The sequence below is a fragment of the Alteromonas infernus genome (assembly GCF_902705815.1).
Genome location: NZ_CACSIG010000041.1, coordinates 1 through 16,305, shown reverse-complemented (window position 1 = coordinate 16,305; position 16,305 = coordinate 1). Strand labels below are relative to the sequence as shown.

General features: G+C 44.3%; 10 protein-coding genes and 1 pseudogene. 4 read left to right on the top strand and 7 right to left on the bottom strand.

Annotation, left to right across the window (positions count from 1 at the left end; translation table 11 throughout):
- The first annotated feature begins 137 nt into the window (after positions 1–137).
- Together hutI and hutG are read left to right on the top strand one after the other, a co-directional pair.
- Entirely contained in the window at positions 138–1,397 is a 1,260-nt protein-coding gene (gene hutI, locus ACX5J7_RS10455; protein ID WP_278383382.1) for an imidazolonepropionase, read from the top strand.
- A complete protein-coding gene (gene hutG, locus ACX5J7_RS10450) occupies positions 1,390–2,394 on the top strand; it encodes a formimidoylglutamase (protein ID WP_278383381.1) in 1,005 nt (334 codons plus the stop codon). Before hutI ends, hutG begins: the two co-directional genes overlap by 8 nt.
- A 100-nt stretch (positions 2,395–2,494) precedes the next feature.
- Here the strand turns inward: hutG and sstT are convergent, their stop codons facing one another.
- The 5 genes from sstT to ACX5J7_RS10425 all read right to left on the bottom strand — a co-directional run bounded on the left by sstT (position 2,495) and on the right by ACX5J7_RS10425 (position 12,141).
- Positions 2,495–3,715: a serine/threonine transporter SstT gene (gene sstT, locus ACX5J7_RS10445; protein ID WP_498707106.1), complete on the bottom strand. Its 1,221-nt coding sequence runs from the start codon at positions 3,713–3,715 to the stop codon at positions 2,495–2,497.
- A 115-nt stretch (positions 3,716–3,830) separates the two neighbouring features.
- The gene (locus tag ACX5J7_RS10440) at positions 3,831–5,252 is read right to left on the bottom strand and encodes a S41 family peptidase (RefSeq protein ID WP_278383379.1); all 1,422 of its coding nucleotides are present in this window, start codon (positions 5,250–5,252) and stop codon (positions 3,831–3,833) included.
- Between the two features lie 124 nt (positions 5,253–5,376).
- On the bottom strand, positions 5,377–9,102 hold the full coding sequence (locus ACX5J7_RS10435; protein ID WP_498707104.1) for an AAA family ATPase: 3,726 nt from the start codon (positions 9,100–9,102) through the stop codon (positions 5,377–5,379).
- Positions 9,103–9,104: 2 nt separating this feature from the next.
- Complete coding sequence (sbcD, locus tag ACX5J7_RS10430) at positions 9,105–10,583, bottom strand: exonuclease subunit SbcD (protein WP_348681119.1); 1,479 nt, start codon at positions 10,581–10,583, stop codon at positions 9,105–9,107.
- Between the two features lie 265 nt (positions 10,584–10,848).
- The gene (locus ACX5J7_RS10425; protein WP_498707102.1) at positions 10,849–12,141 is read right to left on the bottom strand and encodes a TMEM143 family protein; all 1,293 of its coding nucleotides are present in this window, start codon (positions 12,139–12,141) and stop codon (positions 10,849–10,851) included.
- Between the two features lie 175 nt (positions 12,142–12,316).
- Here ACX5J7_RS10425 and ACX5J7_RS10420 point away from each other — a divergent pair, with 175 nt between their 5' ends.
- Positions 12,317–13,615 (top strand): methyl-accepting chemotaxis protein, encoded by a 1,299-nt coding sequence (locus ACX5J7_RS10420; protein WP_348681104.1) that lies wholly within the window; start codon positions 12,317–12,319, stop codon positions 13,613–13,615.
- 120 nt (positions 13,616–13,735) lie between these two features.
- Here ACX5J7_RS10420 and ACX5J7_RS10415 read toward each other — a convergent pair whose 3' ends face one another.
- Positions 13,736–14,059, bottom strand: a complete 324-nt coding sequence (locus ACX5J7_RS10415) for a DUF3718 domain-containing protein (protein WP_015066318.1) — start codon at positions 14,057–14,059, stop codon at positions 13,736–13,738.
- Between the two features lie 328 nt (positions 14,060–14,387).
- Between ACX5J7_RS10415 and ACX5J7_RS10410 the strand changes: the two are divergent.
- Positions 14,388–14,989, top strand: a pseudogene (locus ACX5J7_RS10410) (YigZ family protein).
- A gap of 122 nt (positions 14,990–15,111) precedes the next feature.
- On the opposite strand, the gene ACX5J7_RS10405 reads toward ACX5J7_RS10410, so the two are convergent.
- Positions 15,112–15,648 (bottom strand): redoxin domain-containing protein, encoded by a 537-nt coding sequence (locus tag ACX5J7_RS10405; RefSeq protein WP_278383374.1) that lies wholly within the window; start codon positions 15,646–15,648, stop codon positions 15,112–15,114.
- Positions 15,649–16,305 lie beyond the last annotated feature (657 nt).

Genomic DNA, 16,305 nt, shown 5'->3' with positions numbered 1-16,305 from the left:
GGTTCACAACTAAATTGTTAATAATATGCTAACAGCATACTTGTATATACAAGTATGCACAAGTACACTTCATATAAAAAGCGAAGGCTAATGAGGTAGTGACGTGGCTGAAGTCAATAAAATGAGCGAGGAAAGTTATGGATAGTAAATACGATACGCTTATTTACAATGTGCGAATTGCATCTATGCAGCTCAACGGCATGCCTTACGGTGAGCTACCGCCAACCGCTGTTGCTATTAAAGAGGGTCACATTGTCGCCTTGCTCTCTTGTGATGAGCAGCTTAACGACGCATTACAGCAAACCAGTACAGTGATAGATGGCAGTCGTCTCATTCCTTGTAATGAAAATGAGCAGCCCACACTTCCTTGGCTACTTCCTGGGTTTATAGATTGTCATACTCACCTCGTCTATGGCGGGAATCGCGCTGAAGAATTCGAAATGCGTTTGCAGGGCGCAAGCTATGTAGAAATAGCTGAGCGCGGCGGAGGTATAAAAGGCACCGTAAAGAAAACTCGGCAAGCGGATGAACAAACACTACTTAACACCGCAATAAAACGCGCCATACGTTTGTGCGAAGAAGGGGTAACAACCATTGAAGTAAAGTCTGGGTATGGGCTTGATATAGACACAGAGATACGCATGCTAAGCGTAGCTAAATCCCTTGAAAAGCATTTACCCGTCACTATTCAAACCACCTATTTAGGTGCCCATGCCCTGCCGAATGAGTTTAATCATGATGCTGACGCCTATATAGACTTTATATGCCGAGACGCCCTGCCTCAAATTGCGTCGCTCGGCTTAGCCGACGCTGTAGACGTTTTCTGTGAAACTATTGGATTTTCGCTACAGCAAACCGAACGGGTATTTAGCTGTGCTAAGCAATACGGTTTACCGGTAAAAGCTCACGTAGAACAGCTAAGCGATAGTAAAGGTGCAGTGCTTGCCGCTAAATACGGGGCGCTATCGGTCGACCATATAGAATACTTGGTCGACAGCGATATTCCTTCTCTTGTTAAAAGTGAAACGGTAGCTGTTTTGCTACCCGGCGCTTTTTACTATTTAAGCGAAGTACAGAAACCGCCGGTAGAGGCATTGCGGGCGCACGATGTTCCTATCGCTGTAGCCACCGACTTTAATCCAGGCAGTTCGCCATTAGCCTCTTTGCTTACTGCGCTGAATATGAGTTGCGTATTGTTTAAACTTACCCCAGAAGAAGCGTTGCGTGGCGCGACGGAGCACGCTGCGAGTGCGCTTGGGCTAAACGATAGGGGTGTGGTTGATATTGGTAACGTTGCCGACCTTACCTTGTGGGATATAGAAACCCCCGCAGAACTTGTCTATTGCATTAACGGTCACCGCCCAATCGCGGTATTTAAGGATGGTAAACATGTTTAAATGGCAAGGTAGAATAGACAATGAAGACGGTCTTGAAGGTCTACGCTGGCACCAAAAGGTTGATGAACACGCATATAAAGAAAGCGGCAACCTCACAAGCGTTAATAATTCTGATAAGCGTGCGACTATTGACAACACCGTAACGTTAGTGGGGTTTGAAAGTGATTTGGGCGTAGCATTCAACAAAGGGCGCACAGGCGCTGCCGCTGGCCCCAACGCCATTCGCCAAGCGTTATCAAACTTACCTTGGCACTGGCCGAATACGTCTTTTACCGATTTAGGTAACGTTACAGCCGTAGACAATTTAGCTCAGGCACAAACCCAATATGCCGACGCCATCTCCTATGCACTTAAACAACATACTGGGTTTACCATTGGTTTAGGAGGAGGCCATGAAATTGCGTGGGGTAGCTACCAAGGGCTTTTCAATACGAAACCGGAAAATGCACGCATTGGTATTATTAATTTTGATGCCCACTTTGACCTCAGAAAACCGGCTTTGAACACCAGCTCTGGTACACCATTTAGGCAAGTCTACGACCATTGCCAGCTTCACAATACGCCGTTTTATTATGCTTGCTTGGGCGTATCTAAAGCCGCTAATACGGCGGCATTATTCAACTTTGCCAATGTGTCCAACACACGGTATTTGACCGATATGGCATTAAATGATGAATCGTTATGTATGCAGCGAATAGATGAGCTGCTGTCTCCTATGCTAAAAGACATCGATGCGCTGTATGTCACGATATGTTTAGATGCTTTTTCTGCAGCGCAAGCACCTGGTGTCAGTGCTCCCAGTGCATTGGGGATTTCCCCGGCTCTTGTTATCAACACGCTACATTTTTTAGCACAGCACCAAAGCACCTATGGGTATCAATGGCGACTGTGTGACGTTGCAGAAATGAACCCTAACTATGATATTGACAGTCGCACAGCAAAGCTTGCTGCACGGCTTATTTTTGAAGCGGTGGATGCGGTAAGCTTACGCAATTAACGCTTAATGCGGCTTAGGCGACTCGCGCGTTTGAAGGCGCTTAGCGAAAGCGTTGGCGATGAAAACCACCACCAACAATGTTTAAGGCAACGCGCTCGGTTTACTTGCCGGCAGCACGCTTGCACGCTGCTGCGGTAAACAAGACGTCGGTGGAACTATTAAGAGCGGTTTCTGCCGAGTCTTGTATCACCCCAACAATAAAACCTACGGCAACCACCTGCATGGCCACTTCGTTGGGAATATTAAACAAGCTACAGGCAAGCGGGATAAGCAACAGCGACCCACCCGCTACGCCAGAGCATCCGCATGCGGATACCGCAGCAATAACGCTTAACAGTACAGCAGTGGGAAAATCTACAGAAATTCCCAAGGTATTAACCGCAGCTAGTGTAAGCACCGTAATGGTGATCGCAGCCCCCGCCATATTAATAGTGGCTCCTAACGGAATGGATACCGAGTAGGTATCTTCATCTAGCTTTAAGCGTTTGCACAGTGCCATGTTTACCGGAATATTGGCGGCAGAACTACGGGTGAAAAATGCCGTAATACCGCTTTCTTTTAAGCATTTAAACACAAGAGGATACGGATTCTTTTTCGTTGCTAAAAAGACTAACAGCGGGTTGGTTACAAGTGCGATAAATAACATTGCGCCAATGAGTACCGTTAATAAGTGGGAATAGCCAAGCAAAGCTTCGAAGCCTGTTGTAGCAATAGTATTGGCTACCAAACCGAAAATACCAAACGGGGCAAGCCTGATAACAAAACTCACTACGGTTGTTACGCTATCTGCCATATTTTGCAGCAGGGCTTTCGTTGCCTCGCTAGCGTGTCGTAGGCCTAAACCTAGGCCTACAGCCCAAGTAAGAATACCGATGTAGTTTCCATTTACTAGCGCATTCACTGGGTTATCCACCATGTTATAAAGCAAGGTGGTAAGCACTTCCGACACCCCTTTCGGTGCAGCTTGACTAATGTCGGAGGTCACTAAACTTAAACTTGTGGGAAAAGCAAAGCTTGCTAATACGGCAGTTAGTGCAGCCAGTAACGTACCTAATAAATACAGCACTAGTACCGGTTTGATAAAGGTTTGCTCGTTTTGTTTGTGGTTAGCAATGGACACCATGACCAAAACAAACACTAATAGAGGCGCTATAGCTTTAAGGGCCTTTACGAATAAGCTCCCCAACAGCCCTGCAGATTGAGCAGCTGAAGGTGAAAAACTCGTTATCGCAATACCACATACGATACCAATGATAATTTGCAGTACCAAACTGCCATTCATGTAGCGCTGAAACAGGCTAGGGCGTGACGTTGAGTCCATAAATGTTGGTCCATTATTATTTTTGACAACGCACCATAATGTAAAACCCCAGACAAATGAACCTGTTTAGCCTTAGTTACTCGCAAATAACCGCATACTTGCCGTTTATAAGGGTTTACATGCCTTCAAGTATCTTTTGCGTATAAGACGTCCACTCATAAATAGGGATCTCTTCGTCAATATAATAGTCTGGCTGAATGCCCACTCCATCAATGGCCATGTGGGGAATGCGCAAACTTTTGGTTAAACTGTAATGCAAGGTAAAAGCACCGCTCGGCGAATCAGTTTTATACATATTAGAGATATCGAGCACACCCGCTGTGGTCTGCCCAAACAGCTTTACTTTCTTGCTTTGTTTAGCCGCCAGCAAGAACTGCTCAGCGGTGCTGCCATTACTTGAATCAACAAATACGCCTATACTTTTTGGCAAGGGTTCAATTTTATCAAATTTCTCTACAGTTACATCTTCACCAATATTGATGTAGCTACCAATGTGTTGCTGAAGAATGTCATATCCGTCTTTAGCCCACTGCTTTTCTTCTTCACTGAAATGAGGGTTTTGCAAAAAGCCGAGCATTCTAGAGTTGTTAAGCTCGGTTGATAAGTATTCCACGCCTACCGTTCGAATAGGGTTGGTGTATAAAATTGGTAGCAAAGAAGCATAGCTGGCATCACTACCACCACCGTTTCCTCGGATGTCGATAATGAGGTTTTCGGTTTTTAAAATCTTGTCTAGGTGCTTAGCAATTAGCGCGTCGATATCTTTTTTGAAGGCATGGTTGAAAGACGGTATGCGAACAAGCACTGTGTTCTCAGAAATTCTCTTGAATAGCGGGGCTTTTGCACTAAGTAGGCGCACATAACGCGTTACTTCAGGCGATGATTCTTGTCGCGGTTCCTGACGGGACATAACGATAAAGCTGTTTCCCAGTACCACATGATTGTTACCCAAGAACATCATGTTATTTATTTGTCGGGCGGAGTGATCGCCCATAAAAAACGTTACTTTTGCGGCATTGTCGTCTTCAGGGTCGTTAACAATGAACTTTACTTGCCCTGCCTTCCATGACGGATTGGTACTTTCAACGATATAGCCTTTATGGACATTGCCTTCTTTTTTTAACGCAACCGTATAGCTGGAAAATTGCCAAATCCCCTCAAGAGACTCATCACTTTTAGTTTCTAAATGCTGTTTAAATGCTGATAAGTCGAAATCATGTACTTTCGATTCGGTTACCGTTTCGTTTGAATTATTTGTATTTAGCGCAAGACCAATATGCCCCTTGCGAAAAAACGCGAGCCAGTCGCTAAGCACAGTTTGGCATTGCGCTTCGTTCTTCGCGCTTTGCACCCGAGCCAAGATGGCATTATTGTGGGCGGAATAAAGGTCCTGCCCTTTTTTCTCTACGCTATATTGAAAACCGGCATCGTTGTTTTCAAACGTGCTCTTTAGCCATTCAAACTCACTTTCACATTGAAAGGTACTACCAAACGAACAGAAAGAAGCAAAAAGAGGGAGTATCGCAAATCGTTTCACTGTTTATGATGTCCATATCTACTTTTAATAACGATAAAGTATCATAAAACTATGATCTTGCGAGCATTTACCTCGCACATACTTGTAAGCAAACGTTTTAGCTACTAATCCCTAAGCGGTGAGTTCACCTCACCGCATAAGGTTTTTCTAGTGCACTTAAGCCCACACCGTTGCGTTTAATTACTTTAAGTTGAGCAGGAATTCGCTCTTTCATGGCTTCAATATGACTGATCACGCCAATCATTTTTCCACTGGCATTTAAGTTGTCTAGCGCATCAAGGGCCACATCTAAGGTTTCAGCATCAAGGGTTCCAAAGCCTTCATCTAAAAATAGTGAATCGATACTGGTTTTGTGACTTACCAGGTCAGATAACGCCAATGCCAGCGCAAGGCTCACTAAGAAGCTTTCTCCACCCGACAGCGTTTTGGTATCGCGTACCACGTCTCCTTGCCACGTATCTAAAACACTTAAGCCTAGCCCGTCGTTTTCTTTGCGAATAAGCTGATAGCGACCGTGCAACTTATCTAGCTGCTGGTTAGCCAGTTGGACAAGATTGTCCAACGTAAGCCCTTGTGCAAAACGTCTGAATTTGTCACCGCTTGCCGAACCAATCAACGAATGCAGGTAAGTAATATCATCGTAATAGGTTTCGAACGCGGCCATCTCTTCTACCAGCACCCTTTGCTTTTCACGGGCTTCATTATTGGCGTTTAACTGCTGTTTAATTTGCCCAAGGGTGGATAACAAAGCGTCTTTTTGTTGCGCTTGCTCGGTAATTTGATTTTCAACCCACTGAATACCATGTTCTTCTAGCTCGCGCTGCCACTGCTCTGCATGGTCACGCGCTGTTAGCGATTGCTGTGTCGCTAGCGCGTTTTCTAGTTTAAGGTCAGCCTGTTGTTTTTGCTGCGTTAATTGCTTTTGCAGCTCAAGCAACTTATTACGGGTTTCTTCATCTAGTAGCGCATTGCTAAACGCTTGCTCATCGGCAAATGGGCTGTTTGCTAGCTGGCGATTAAAGTTCTCAGTCGCCTCTGTAAGTGCCTGCTCTTTCTCGCGTATTTGCTCATTAAGCTGGGCAATTTCTGCTTCTAACCGAGACAAAATAGTATCCGTTTGGTGCAAGCGAGATTGGCATTCACTCAATTTTTGCTCAGCCTGTACTTGGGCGGCGCTTGCTTTACTCCTTACTTCTGAAATATTACCTTCAGGGAATACCGCCATACGTGATTTGCGCAGTTCTATCAGCGTGCTATCTAGCTGCACGAGTTCTTCAGATACGCTCTTAAGCTGTGTTTCTGCACTTTCAATATCACGGTTTAGTACAAGCAAGGTACGACTCACCTCTTGCAGCTCATCTTTAAGTTTGGTGTGCAGATGATGATTGTGTTTATAGGTTTTAAGCGCTTCGGCTTTTTCATTTAACCACGTAGCAATTTCTTCAATAGGCAGGTTGTGAACTTCAGCACCGTGCGCCGTCATAGTCTCACGAAGTGTTGCAATGCTGTCGTTAACCCCTTTAGTTTTGTTCTCTACTTCTGCGTTGCGTTCGGTGAATTGCTTTTCCAATGTTTCGCGCCGCTGCAAAGAAACTGCAAGTTCTGACTGTTTGGCTTGCAACGCTTGTTGTGCTTCATTTTTGCTCTGCACTGCGGCATTTAGGGCTTGTTCACATTGCTCTATGCGCGTTAACTGGGCACTAATGTCATCAAGACGGGTTTTAAACTGCTCGGTAAATTGGGCAACGCTTTGCGATATATTAATATCGACTTTTTCAAAGCTCGATATATCAGCGCTAAGTACGCTTGAAAACTGCTTCCACTTTTCTACCAACGCATCGCGTTTTGCGCTTGTTTGGTCTAGCTGCTTATTAACCTGGGTAAGGGTTAACTCAGTGTGTGTAACGCTTTCTTTTGCCTGTGCCCCTTGTTGCTCAATATCATCTAACTGCTCTTTTAAGCTGTCACGCTTTTGTACAGTTTCAGGTATATCAATCGCCACGCTAGCCGTAGTGTGCTCGTTAGCTCCACATACCGGACATGGCTCGCCGCTTTTTAGCTGGGCGCGCAGGTGTGCCACTTCAGCATCTAGGGCGATCAGCGCCTCTATGTCTTTTAAATTACTGCGTGTTTGTTTGTAGGCGTCAACCAAGGCTTGTCGGTCAGATTGCTGCTGCGCTAGTTTTTTCGATAAGTCTTCCTTCTGTGCACTCAGCGATACTTTGTCTTGCTCTAGTGCCAAATATTGCTGTTGAATATGACCTATCTGAATCAGGTTGTCCCAGTGATGAAGCTTGGTATCCCGCTCTTGTTGAAGACTTGTTTTACTGCTTGCGCTATTTTTATTGGCGTTAGAAAGCGCAGCATTTAACGCCTCTTCACAAGTGGCGACGTTGGCGGTCGCATTATCAAAAGTTTGCGTTAATGTTTTCAGCGCCTGATTCGTTTGTGTAATAGCTTCATCAATTGAGGAAAGCGCGTCGCGGTGCTCTTCGGCACTTTGTTTAAGCGTCACTATTTGCTTCTGTTCGCTCTCAATATGCCGCGCAGTTTCACTCCAACCGCTGATAAACTCGGCCATACCGCTGAGTGAGTGGTTTTTATTTAAGTAGGCTTCTAATTCACCCAGTTTTTTCTTGTTATCGGCTGACGCATTTTCTATTTCTGTACGCTTTTTAGTTAGCGCATTTATGGAGCGCGTAAACTGCGCAGCGCTGTCATTTGCTTTTTGTTGGGCGGCTGTACTCTGCGCTATATTATTATCTAACGGAACGACCTGCTCGTTTATGCGCTTTTCAAGTTCACTGCTTTGCTGCTTAGTTTGAAGTAGCGCTCGTTCAGCATTGGTCACTTCCGAGCTAAGCTGTTCTTTTTGCGTTTTTAATTCAGGAAGCTGAGCCACTTTTTCATTGAGCTTTTCTTTGTAGCCCGATACGTCTTGCTGAAGCCCGTTTCGCTGCAAAAAAGGGAGGCGAAGCTTTTCGGCGGGCTCACTGTGAGTTAGCACATTAAGTTCTTGTTTCGCCTCATCAATCGCATTATTCGCAGCAAGCTGAGCTTCTTTCGCCTCTTTAAGCGCGAGTGCATTGGTGTTGAATGATTGTTGCCATTGCAGTTGCTGTTGTAGTTCAGTAAGTGTTTGGTTAAACGCCGCAACTTGATCATTAATACCGTCTTGATCTTCTTCCAACTGGGTAATTTGCTCATTGCTAAGTAACGTTACCCCTTCAAGCTTTATCGCGAATTCTTTTTTCTTTTGTTTAGCCTCGCTAAATTGCTGATGTATTACTTGTGATATTTGCCCATAGATTTCAGTACCAGTTAGTTCTTCAAGTAACTCAGCCCTGTCGCCTTCATTGGCATTTAGAAAGGCAGCAAAGTCGCCCTGCGACAACATCATAGATTTTGTGAAGCGCGCAAAGTTCAGACCAGTGAGCTTTTCTATCTCTTCATTTTTAGGGCGAACCTGGGTTGCTAGCACATCGCCACTTTCAACTTCAGCCAGCTCAACATCGGCACTTTGCAGATTACCGTCCACTTTTCCTCTGGCGCGGCGCATGCTCCAAAACGCACGGTACGCTTTACCCTTAATATCAAACTCAACTTCCGCCAAACACTCCGCTGTACCGCGAGTCATAATGTCGTTGTTCGACGTTGATATAGGCCCAAGTCGAGGCGTTTGGTGATATAAAGCTAAACATATTGCATCGAGCAGGGTGGTTTTACCCGCACCGGTTGGGCCAGTAATGGCAAACAAGCCGTTGTCGATAAAGGGTGACTGAGTGAAATCTATCTTCCACTCCCCTTTAAGGGCATTTAAATTTTTAAGGCGTAAGGTCAATATTCTCATTTTCAATCGCCCTGCGTTTCTTTGTTTGGTTCAGATTCGCTTGCAGGCTTTGATTGTACTAGCCCTTCGCTGTTTTCTAAGTCCTCTTTATTGGTATGCACTAGCGCTACGGCTTCGGCAAACAAATGTTTAATACGCTTAATACGTGACGGCTCAGTATTTTTCTGCGGCAGTTCTGAAGCCTCGTTGGACGTTTCATTAGGTTCCTCATCCAACGACTCTAGCACTAAGCGCGCTTCAAAAACCTCGTTCACTGACAGCTCGCTAAGCTGTACATTTTGCTTTTTGCTCAGGCTTTTCACCGTGCGCTTACGCATGCGTTTTAGCTGAAGAATTTCAGCGTTTTTACATTCTAATAAGCCCTGAATTCGCTGCTGTAAATCAGTCAGGTAGTCTTCGGTTTCAACCTCAATACACAACCACACGGGGTCTTTTGAGCCAAAAGGTTTTTCGTTAGAACTAGAAGCTTCATGGCTAGCGAGAGGTTCTGAACTGGCGTTTTGGTCTTCGTTTGCTAGGGAAGCATAGGCTATGGCTTCGCTTTCATTAATCATCGCCTCAATCGCTTTTAAGTCCCCTTTTATTACTTCCATGGCTTGAAAACGAGGTACTGGAAGGGTTGAGATATTGGGTGTCGTGCTTACCCCGTCAAACTCCACCAGCACGATTTGTTTTTGAGAAGTTAATTCATCAAAGCTTAGCGGTATAGGCGAGCCTGAATAGCGAATGTGTTCGGTTTTCGCTACCTTTTGGGGTCTATGGATGTGGCCTAATGCGATATAGTCGGCTGGCGGAAAACCTTTGGCGTCAAAGCCTTCAAGGGTGCCAATGTAGATATCACGCACACTTTCAGACTGACTTACACCCAAGGCGGTTAAATGCCCCGTGGCGATAATGGGAATAGCAGCGCTATGACCAATGCCCTCTTCTAATCGATTATTTTCCAATGTGTTGCGTAGTGTTAGGGCTTCACTATAAAGCGACGCATAGTGCTGTTTTATTGCATTGCCCAGCGCTTGGCGCTTGTCAGTTGCGTTTTGCCCTGACTCACTTACCAATACATCACGAGGGCGAATAAATGGCACAGCACAAAGCACGGCACTGGGCTGACCCTTGCGGTTTTTAAGCGCAATTACCTGTTCACTTATTTCTCCATATGTACTGGCTATCACATGACTATTTAAATATTTCAGTAGCGCCTTGCTTTCATTTAGTACCGACACCGAGTCGTGATTTCCCCCCAGCACCACTAGCGTACACTGCATGCCTTGTAATTCACCGATAAACGCATGGTATAGCTCTCGGGCATAGCTTGGCGGCGTGCCAGTGTCAAACACATCGCCCGCGACAATAATCGCATCTATTTGATGCGCTTCTACTTGTTGGAGAAGCCATTTAAGGAAAGCGGCATGTTCTTTTTTGCGACTTTTCGTAAAAAAACTCTGACCTAAATGCCAGTCAGATGTATGCAATATTTTCATGTAGAAGTGAACCAGGCTTGTTGCATTGGAGATAGAGAAACGCATTCGGCGCAATGCGGCTTTTGCCATGGTGTGTCGATGTTGGTCGGCGCACCGTACAGCAACTATAGAGATTTTGTGGTTTTATGACAATGGTTTGTATTAAGGGCACATGACTAGGAGTACGGATAGAAAGCAAAGGGCACCGCTGGCTTTATTAAACGTGTGGTGTCTAAAAGCGTAGGTGACTGACATCTAATTTATCGCAGTAGCCAAATAAAACCGTTCACACCGGTTGATAAATATTGTCCCAGTAATCATCGAGTATCTTCACGGCATCGTTGAGCGCTCGTGCTGCAAAAATATCACCGTTTTGCTCAACCAGATCCATAGCCACCAGTTTATCAATGGCATCGGTAACGTCGAAATCGAGCGCACAGTTGTGTTCTTCTAAAAAGTAGGTTTCTATTGCACTATCTAGCGTTGCTAATGTCATTCCACCTGCGGCAATTTCACTGCCTGTTCGCATCTTACAAAATGACGCAGAGCCTTCATCGAACACGTTACTACATCTCAGCAGAAAGGTATAAGCCAACAAAGCTTCTTTGCAATCCTCTTCCTCTGCTGCATCGATTAACGTGTGAAACACACCTGCGTTATTGTCTAAATTTTTGAAATACAGGTTGTCGGAAAGGGCCTTCATAAACCGAATTTTTCTGTTTTTAAACTTTGTCCATTCCTTGAAGATAAAGCTACCAAATACCCCCATGCCTATGCCAAAAGTAATTAAACTCTGCTTCGTCAACTCCACTTCATCATCTTTAAAGCCTAGCCAAAATGCGATAAACGACGCCACAAGTAGTAATGAAGCACCTAACTTAGTCACTAGGACAACCGTGCCGCCTATTGCAGCCGATGCGCTAATAATTAACTTATCTAGCGGCCGCATCTTCACTTCGCTATTGGGAAACAGCATTTCGAGATCGGCTTTAGGTACGTTTTGAAAAAGCTTAACTATGGTTGAACCAGGTTTGAAAGTTAACACCTTCTGCCCTTTTTCTTTAAAGTAGGCTTCATCTTTAAAGGTAATATACACGGCTACTTTGTCGTAGTTAGTGAACGACACCTCTTTTTTCCGTAAACCGAAAAAAGTACGCACGGTTTCAGTTTTCACCGACTCGCCCCTTCGATAAAAAACCACGTCGTCAAAATCGTCAAAGCAAACCGCAAGACGCACTTTAAATAGCGATTCTTCACTAAGCGCTGCTGCTAAATCTTCGTCTGTGACTTTCTCGAAATTGGCCGCATCAAGGAGGCTAGCAAATCCCTTAGAAAACGCTTTTTGGTGCTGCTTTCGCAACCTTTCATCCGCAGGCTGCAATTCTCGTGTGTCTTTATTTGGGTCAAAATGACTGTAGCTATTTTTTAGCGCTTCTAGTTGCTCGTGGTACTGGTAATGAATACGGCTTACTAACAACGTAGAAAAAGTTCGGAAACCTGAAGAGTCGTAAGAGAGTACCCCCTCACACAAGGAGATGACATCGCATTTGCGAAATGGAATAAATCGTTCTAGTGGCATAGGTGGCTTTATGAGTTTTGCTACTTCTTATTCGCTGAGAATAGTCGCCTTAGCGCACGAAAAACACAACCATTCTTAGCGAAATTCCGCCTAATGTCTAAACGAAATAACTTTTCAATAAATATAATCTACATTATGTTTATTAATAGTTGTGCATATAACTTAAGGGGACGCTATGTTCGTATCAAGTTCTCGATACAATAATGACATATCGGCTCTTAGGGATGAGAGTCAAGGTTTGCTTGGCACGCTGGATGCGTTCAAAAATAATATGGCTTATGCCATCTACAGTACCGATGGACAGTGCACTTATGCTTCTCCAGCGTTACTTTCCATTTTGAGTTATCCAAACTCCACGGTAGCATCGTTTTCCCACGCTGCGATGCGTGTGGAAGGTATTGAAACCGAATCTCAATACAAAGGGTTTTGGCAACAGCTTGTCAATGGTGGCAGTTTTAGCGACACGGTTGCAAGAAAGACAGCACTTGGTGAAACCAAATGGCTTAAAGCAAGCTATGTTACTGTTAATGGAAACGGTAGTGTGGAAATTCACGCTATTTATCATGATATCACTGAGCACGAACAAGCGTACTTTGAAGGCAAAGCAGTCACTGATGCACTAAACAAATCAATGGCGGTTATTGAGTTTGAACCAGACGGCACAATCATCACGGCAAATGAAAACTTCACTGCCACAGTAAAATACAGTTTGTCTGACATTCAGGGCAAACACCACCGCATGTTTTGTAATGATAAGTTTTATCAAGATAACCCCAACTTTTGGGATAACCTTGCGCGAGGAAATTTCTCTTCAGGTCAATTCGAACGCGTCGATGCTAACGGCAATACGTTGTGGTTAGAAGCAACGTACAACCCTGTTTTTGATGGCTCTGGTCGCGTTACTAAAGTTATTAAATTCGCTTCAAATATTACCGACGCAGTGAACGAAAAACACGCTATTGCTCAAGCAGCTGAATTAGCAGTATCGACGGCAGAAGAAACTTCGCAGATTGCAGCAGATGGCGCCTCTTCGTTGCAGCGCAGCGTAGAGACTTTCGACGCTGCTCTTTCAGAAGTTGAAGAAACCAATCAGCTTATGAATGAACTCAGTGAACAGTCACTTAAGATTGAAACTATTGTGACGACTATTAGTGGTATTGCAGAACAAACTAACTTGTTAGCCCTAAACGCTGCAATTGAAGCCGCTCGCGCAGGCGATCAAGGCAGAGGTTTTGCCGTAGTTGCAGATGAAGTGAGACAGCTCGCTCAGCGCACTAGCCACTCTACGGTAGAAATAGAAAGCGTTGTAGCAGAGAACAGAAAGCTTGCCGACAAGTCCACAAAGAAAATGGCTGGAGTCAAAGGCAGCGTAGACCAAAACAGTCAGCAAATTGCGCAAGTGCAGAGCATAATTGACGAAATTCAAAAAGGCGCGTTGAATGTATCAGAAACCGTTTCTGATATTCTTCGCTAAGAAATAATGGGTGAGAAATACAAAGGAGCTGTTGATATTCAACAGCCCCTTTCCTGTTAAAGCTTGATGGTATTTACTCTCTTAAGCCTTTGAAATGCGCGATGACTTAAGTCGAAGGTACTATTTATTATGTGCAACATTGGCGATGTGCTGCTGATGAATGTTCAGGTATTTTTTAATGCTATCTGCGTTCTTACCGTACTGTTCGACAAATGCAGAGACTGTTAATCCGTTGCACATCATTTCTTTTGCAACATACTTTTTGTCTAACGCTGAATCTTTAATTTGATTGTGCAACTTCCATTTGTTTCCCGAAGCCGCTGTCACGCAAAGGTTGGACGTTACCGAGTTGTCAGTAGGGGTGAATTCCACGGAAGCAAAAGAACCTCCTGCGAAAAGTGATGTAAAAGCAACAATAGCAATAGCGGTGGTACGTAATTTCATAGCATAATTTCCTTTTGGGGACGAAGTTACCTTGTTGTAGCATTACGTCTTAGCCACATGCACAACTAACATTACTATTACAATAACTAGGCCAACATTGAAAAAACAATCAATTTCAGACACTTAAAACCAAATAAGAATATATCAAATCGTTTCGCTCGTAAAATAAAAGCCACCTATCAAGATAATTCACTAAATAGTCGTATTTTTGACCACTTCAATTTGTGAGCAACATTCTAAAGTCAAAACTCAGCTTCATTTATCGATTTAATCTTCTACCTGGCTTATTTGACTTAACTAAAAAATTGCCTTCGCTTACAATGTGCTAATGACTTATCCCGTTCCCGCCAAACAGGTTGAAACCCTGTACGAAATTAAAAAAAGCAAATTCATTGCTTGTGCCGGCTTGCCAACTCTCGTGAAAGTGCAATGGCGCTTTTAGACAGCGTCAAACAACAATACCCTGATGCTCGCCACCACTGCTGGGCTTATGTTTTTGGAAATCCTAGCTCGCCAACGAGTGCAGCCATGGCAGATGACGGTGAGCCTAGCGGTACAGCAGGCAAGCCTATTCTAAATGTGCTCCAGCACAAAGATATTGGCGATATCATGGTAATTGTTACGCGCTACTTTGGCGGAATTAAGCTTGGCGCAGGAGGATTGGTTCGTGCCTATTCGGCAGCAGCTCAGCAAGCAATTGACGCACTAGAAGTAAGACAAGAAGTTCGTTTAGAAACGCTCAACGTTGATATTGATTTCAAACACGAGCAGTTTGTACGACATTTAGCTGAGCAAGCACAGGGACAAATTGGTTCGTGCGATTACACAAGCAGTGTGTTGATGGCGGTTAAACTTCCCGAAAACGCAGTAGATAATTTCAAACAGCAACTGGCTGCAATTGCATTTTCCATTAATGAGTGCGAGATATAGTTCAGTTTACTTCTTTGTCCATAGGGGCACTCACTAAAAGCCTGAGAAAGACCTCGGTAAAACCACAGGCACTGGAAACAGCGCCAGGTGAATCCCACCTACCGCTGTTAAAACATCAAAAATTAGCTTTTAAGCGTGCCGCGAATAGGATAATTGTTATCGGGGTTACGAATAAACTCTAAGCCCGACACCAACTGTTCCAAATCCGGACGAACAAAAGGCGCATTGGCAATTTCAGCAATATGAATTTCGTTGTCACTGTTAAGCACAAACAACGCGGGTTCAGCGAAGTTATGATCGGTTTCTTTTTCTGAGCGTGGTTCAGAAATGTATAAGCCAAGCTTTTTCATATCACTTTGTGATAAACCACATGCAATAGGGAAGTTTATGGATAGCTCATCAAGATGCTCGTCAAGCTGTGCTTTGCTATCGCCGCTTACTGCAACTACATCAATATTCACTTCACGGAGGCGGCCAGTGAAGTCTTCGAGTTTATTTAAGTATTTAGTACAGATCGGGCAATGCTTGCCGCGAAAAACGACGACCATTTTCCAGTCGCATCCCTCTTCTTTGTTAGTCAACGATACCGTTTCACCAGTTGATAATGTAACGCTAACTTCAGGAAAAGTGGCGGCTGGGTGCATTTTTTGTGTATACATAGAGACTCCTTAACAATTAATCTGAATCCTTCAACGCACGGCAAGCAGGTCGCTTGTTTTGCCGTACTAGAACTACACTAGGTAAACTTAATACGTTAAACCTAACGTTCAGATCGCCTTTTTGAACAATCGTTCAATTTTTTTCGATATAAAGGGTTAAAGGTCACCAACGTGTTATAAGGAATTAAAAAAACGAGGGATATCGAGTAGGGTGAGGCTTGCGCCTCATCCCTCTCACAGAACCGTACGTACGGGCCTCGTATACGGCTCCTGCATACTTCATATCACTTGCTAAGTGACACAATGCTAATTTGCAATCTAGTATCGTGCGCCCTATGGACATCGTTCATTTTCTAACATTGTGGTAACTTTCATTGCAGGGTTTGGCGTTCTAGCACTGAGGCAATCTACCAAATTTGACTACAATTACTTCCCATATACGGCCTGTCTCACCAGACATCACTATTCCTAGCGCACCGATTCGACTTGTCCCGCTGATCAGGCGGCTTGTGTATCAATGATAAAAAAACTCACAACTCATCAGAGTCTTAAGTCTGCTTCCCCCCTTCGCAATCCATTTAAGCTTTTGGCTAAAATGGATCCTATCAAACACAATGCTGATAGTCGGCTTGGTTTTACCCTCCACACCATTACTGG

Excerpts from the sequence above, each read along its gene's own strand:
- hutI (WP_278383382.1), top strand. The coding sequence starts at position 138 with ATGGATAGTAAATACGATACGCTTATTTACAATGTGCGAATTGCATCT.
- hutG (WP_278383381.1), top strand. The coding sequence starts at position 1,390 with ATGTTTAAATGGCAAGGTAGAATAGACAATGAAGACGGTCTTGAAGGT.
- sstT (WP_498707106.1), bottom strand. The coding sequence starts at position 3,715 with ATGGACTCAACGTCACGCCCTAGCCTGTTTCAGCGCTACATGAATGGC.
- ACX5J7_RS10435 (WP_498707104.1), bottom strand. The coding sequence starts at position 9,102 with ATGAGAATATTGACCTTACGCCTTAAAAATTTAAATGCCCTTAAAGGG.
- sbcD (WP_348681119.1), bottom strand. The coding sequence starts at position 10,583 with ATGAAAATATTGCATACATCTGACTGGCATTTAGGTCAGAGTTTTTTT.
- ACX5J7_RS10425 (WP_498707102.1), bottom strand. The coding sequence starts at position 12,141 with ATGCCACTAGAACGATTTATTCCATTTCGCAAATGCGATGTCATCTCC.
- ACX5J7_RS10420 (WP_348681104.1), top strand. The coding sequence starts at position 12,317 with ATGTTCGTATCAAGTTCTCGATACAATAATGACATATCGGCTCTTAGG.
- ACX5J7_RS10415 (WP_015066318.1), bottom strand. The coding sequence starts at position 14,059 with ATGAAATTACGTACCACCGCTATTGCTATTGTTGCTTTTACATCACTT.
- ACX5J7_RS10405 (WP_278383374.1), bottom strand. The coding sequence starts at position 15,648 with ATGTATACACAAAAAATGCACCCAGCCGCCACTTTTCCTGAAGTTAGC.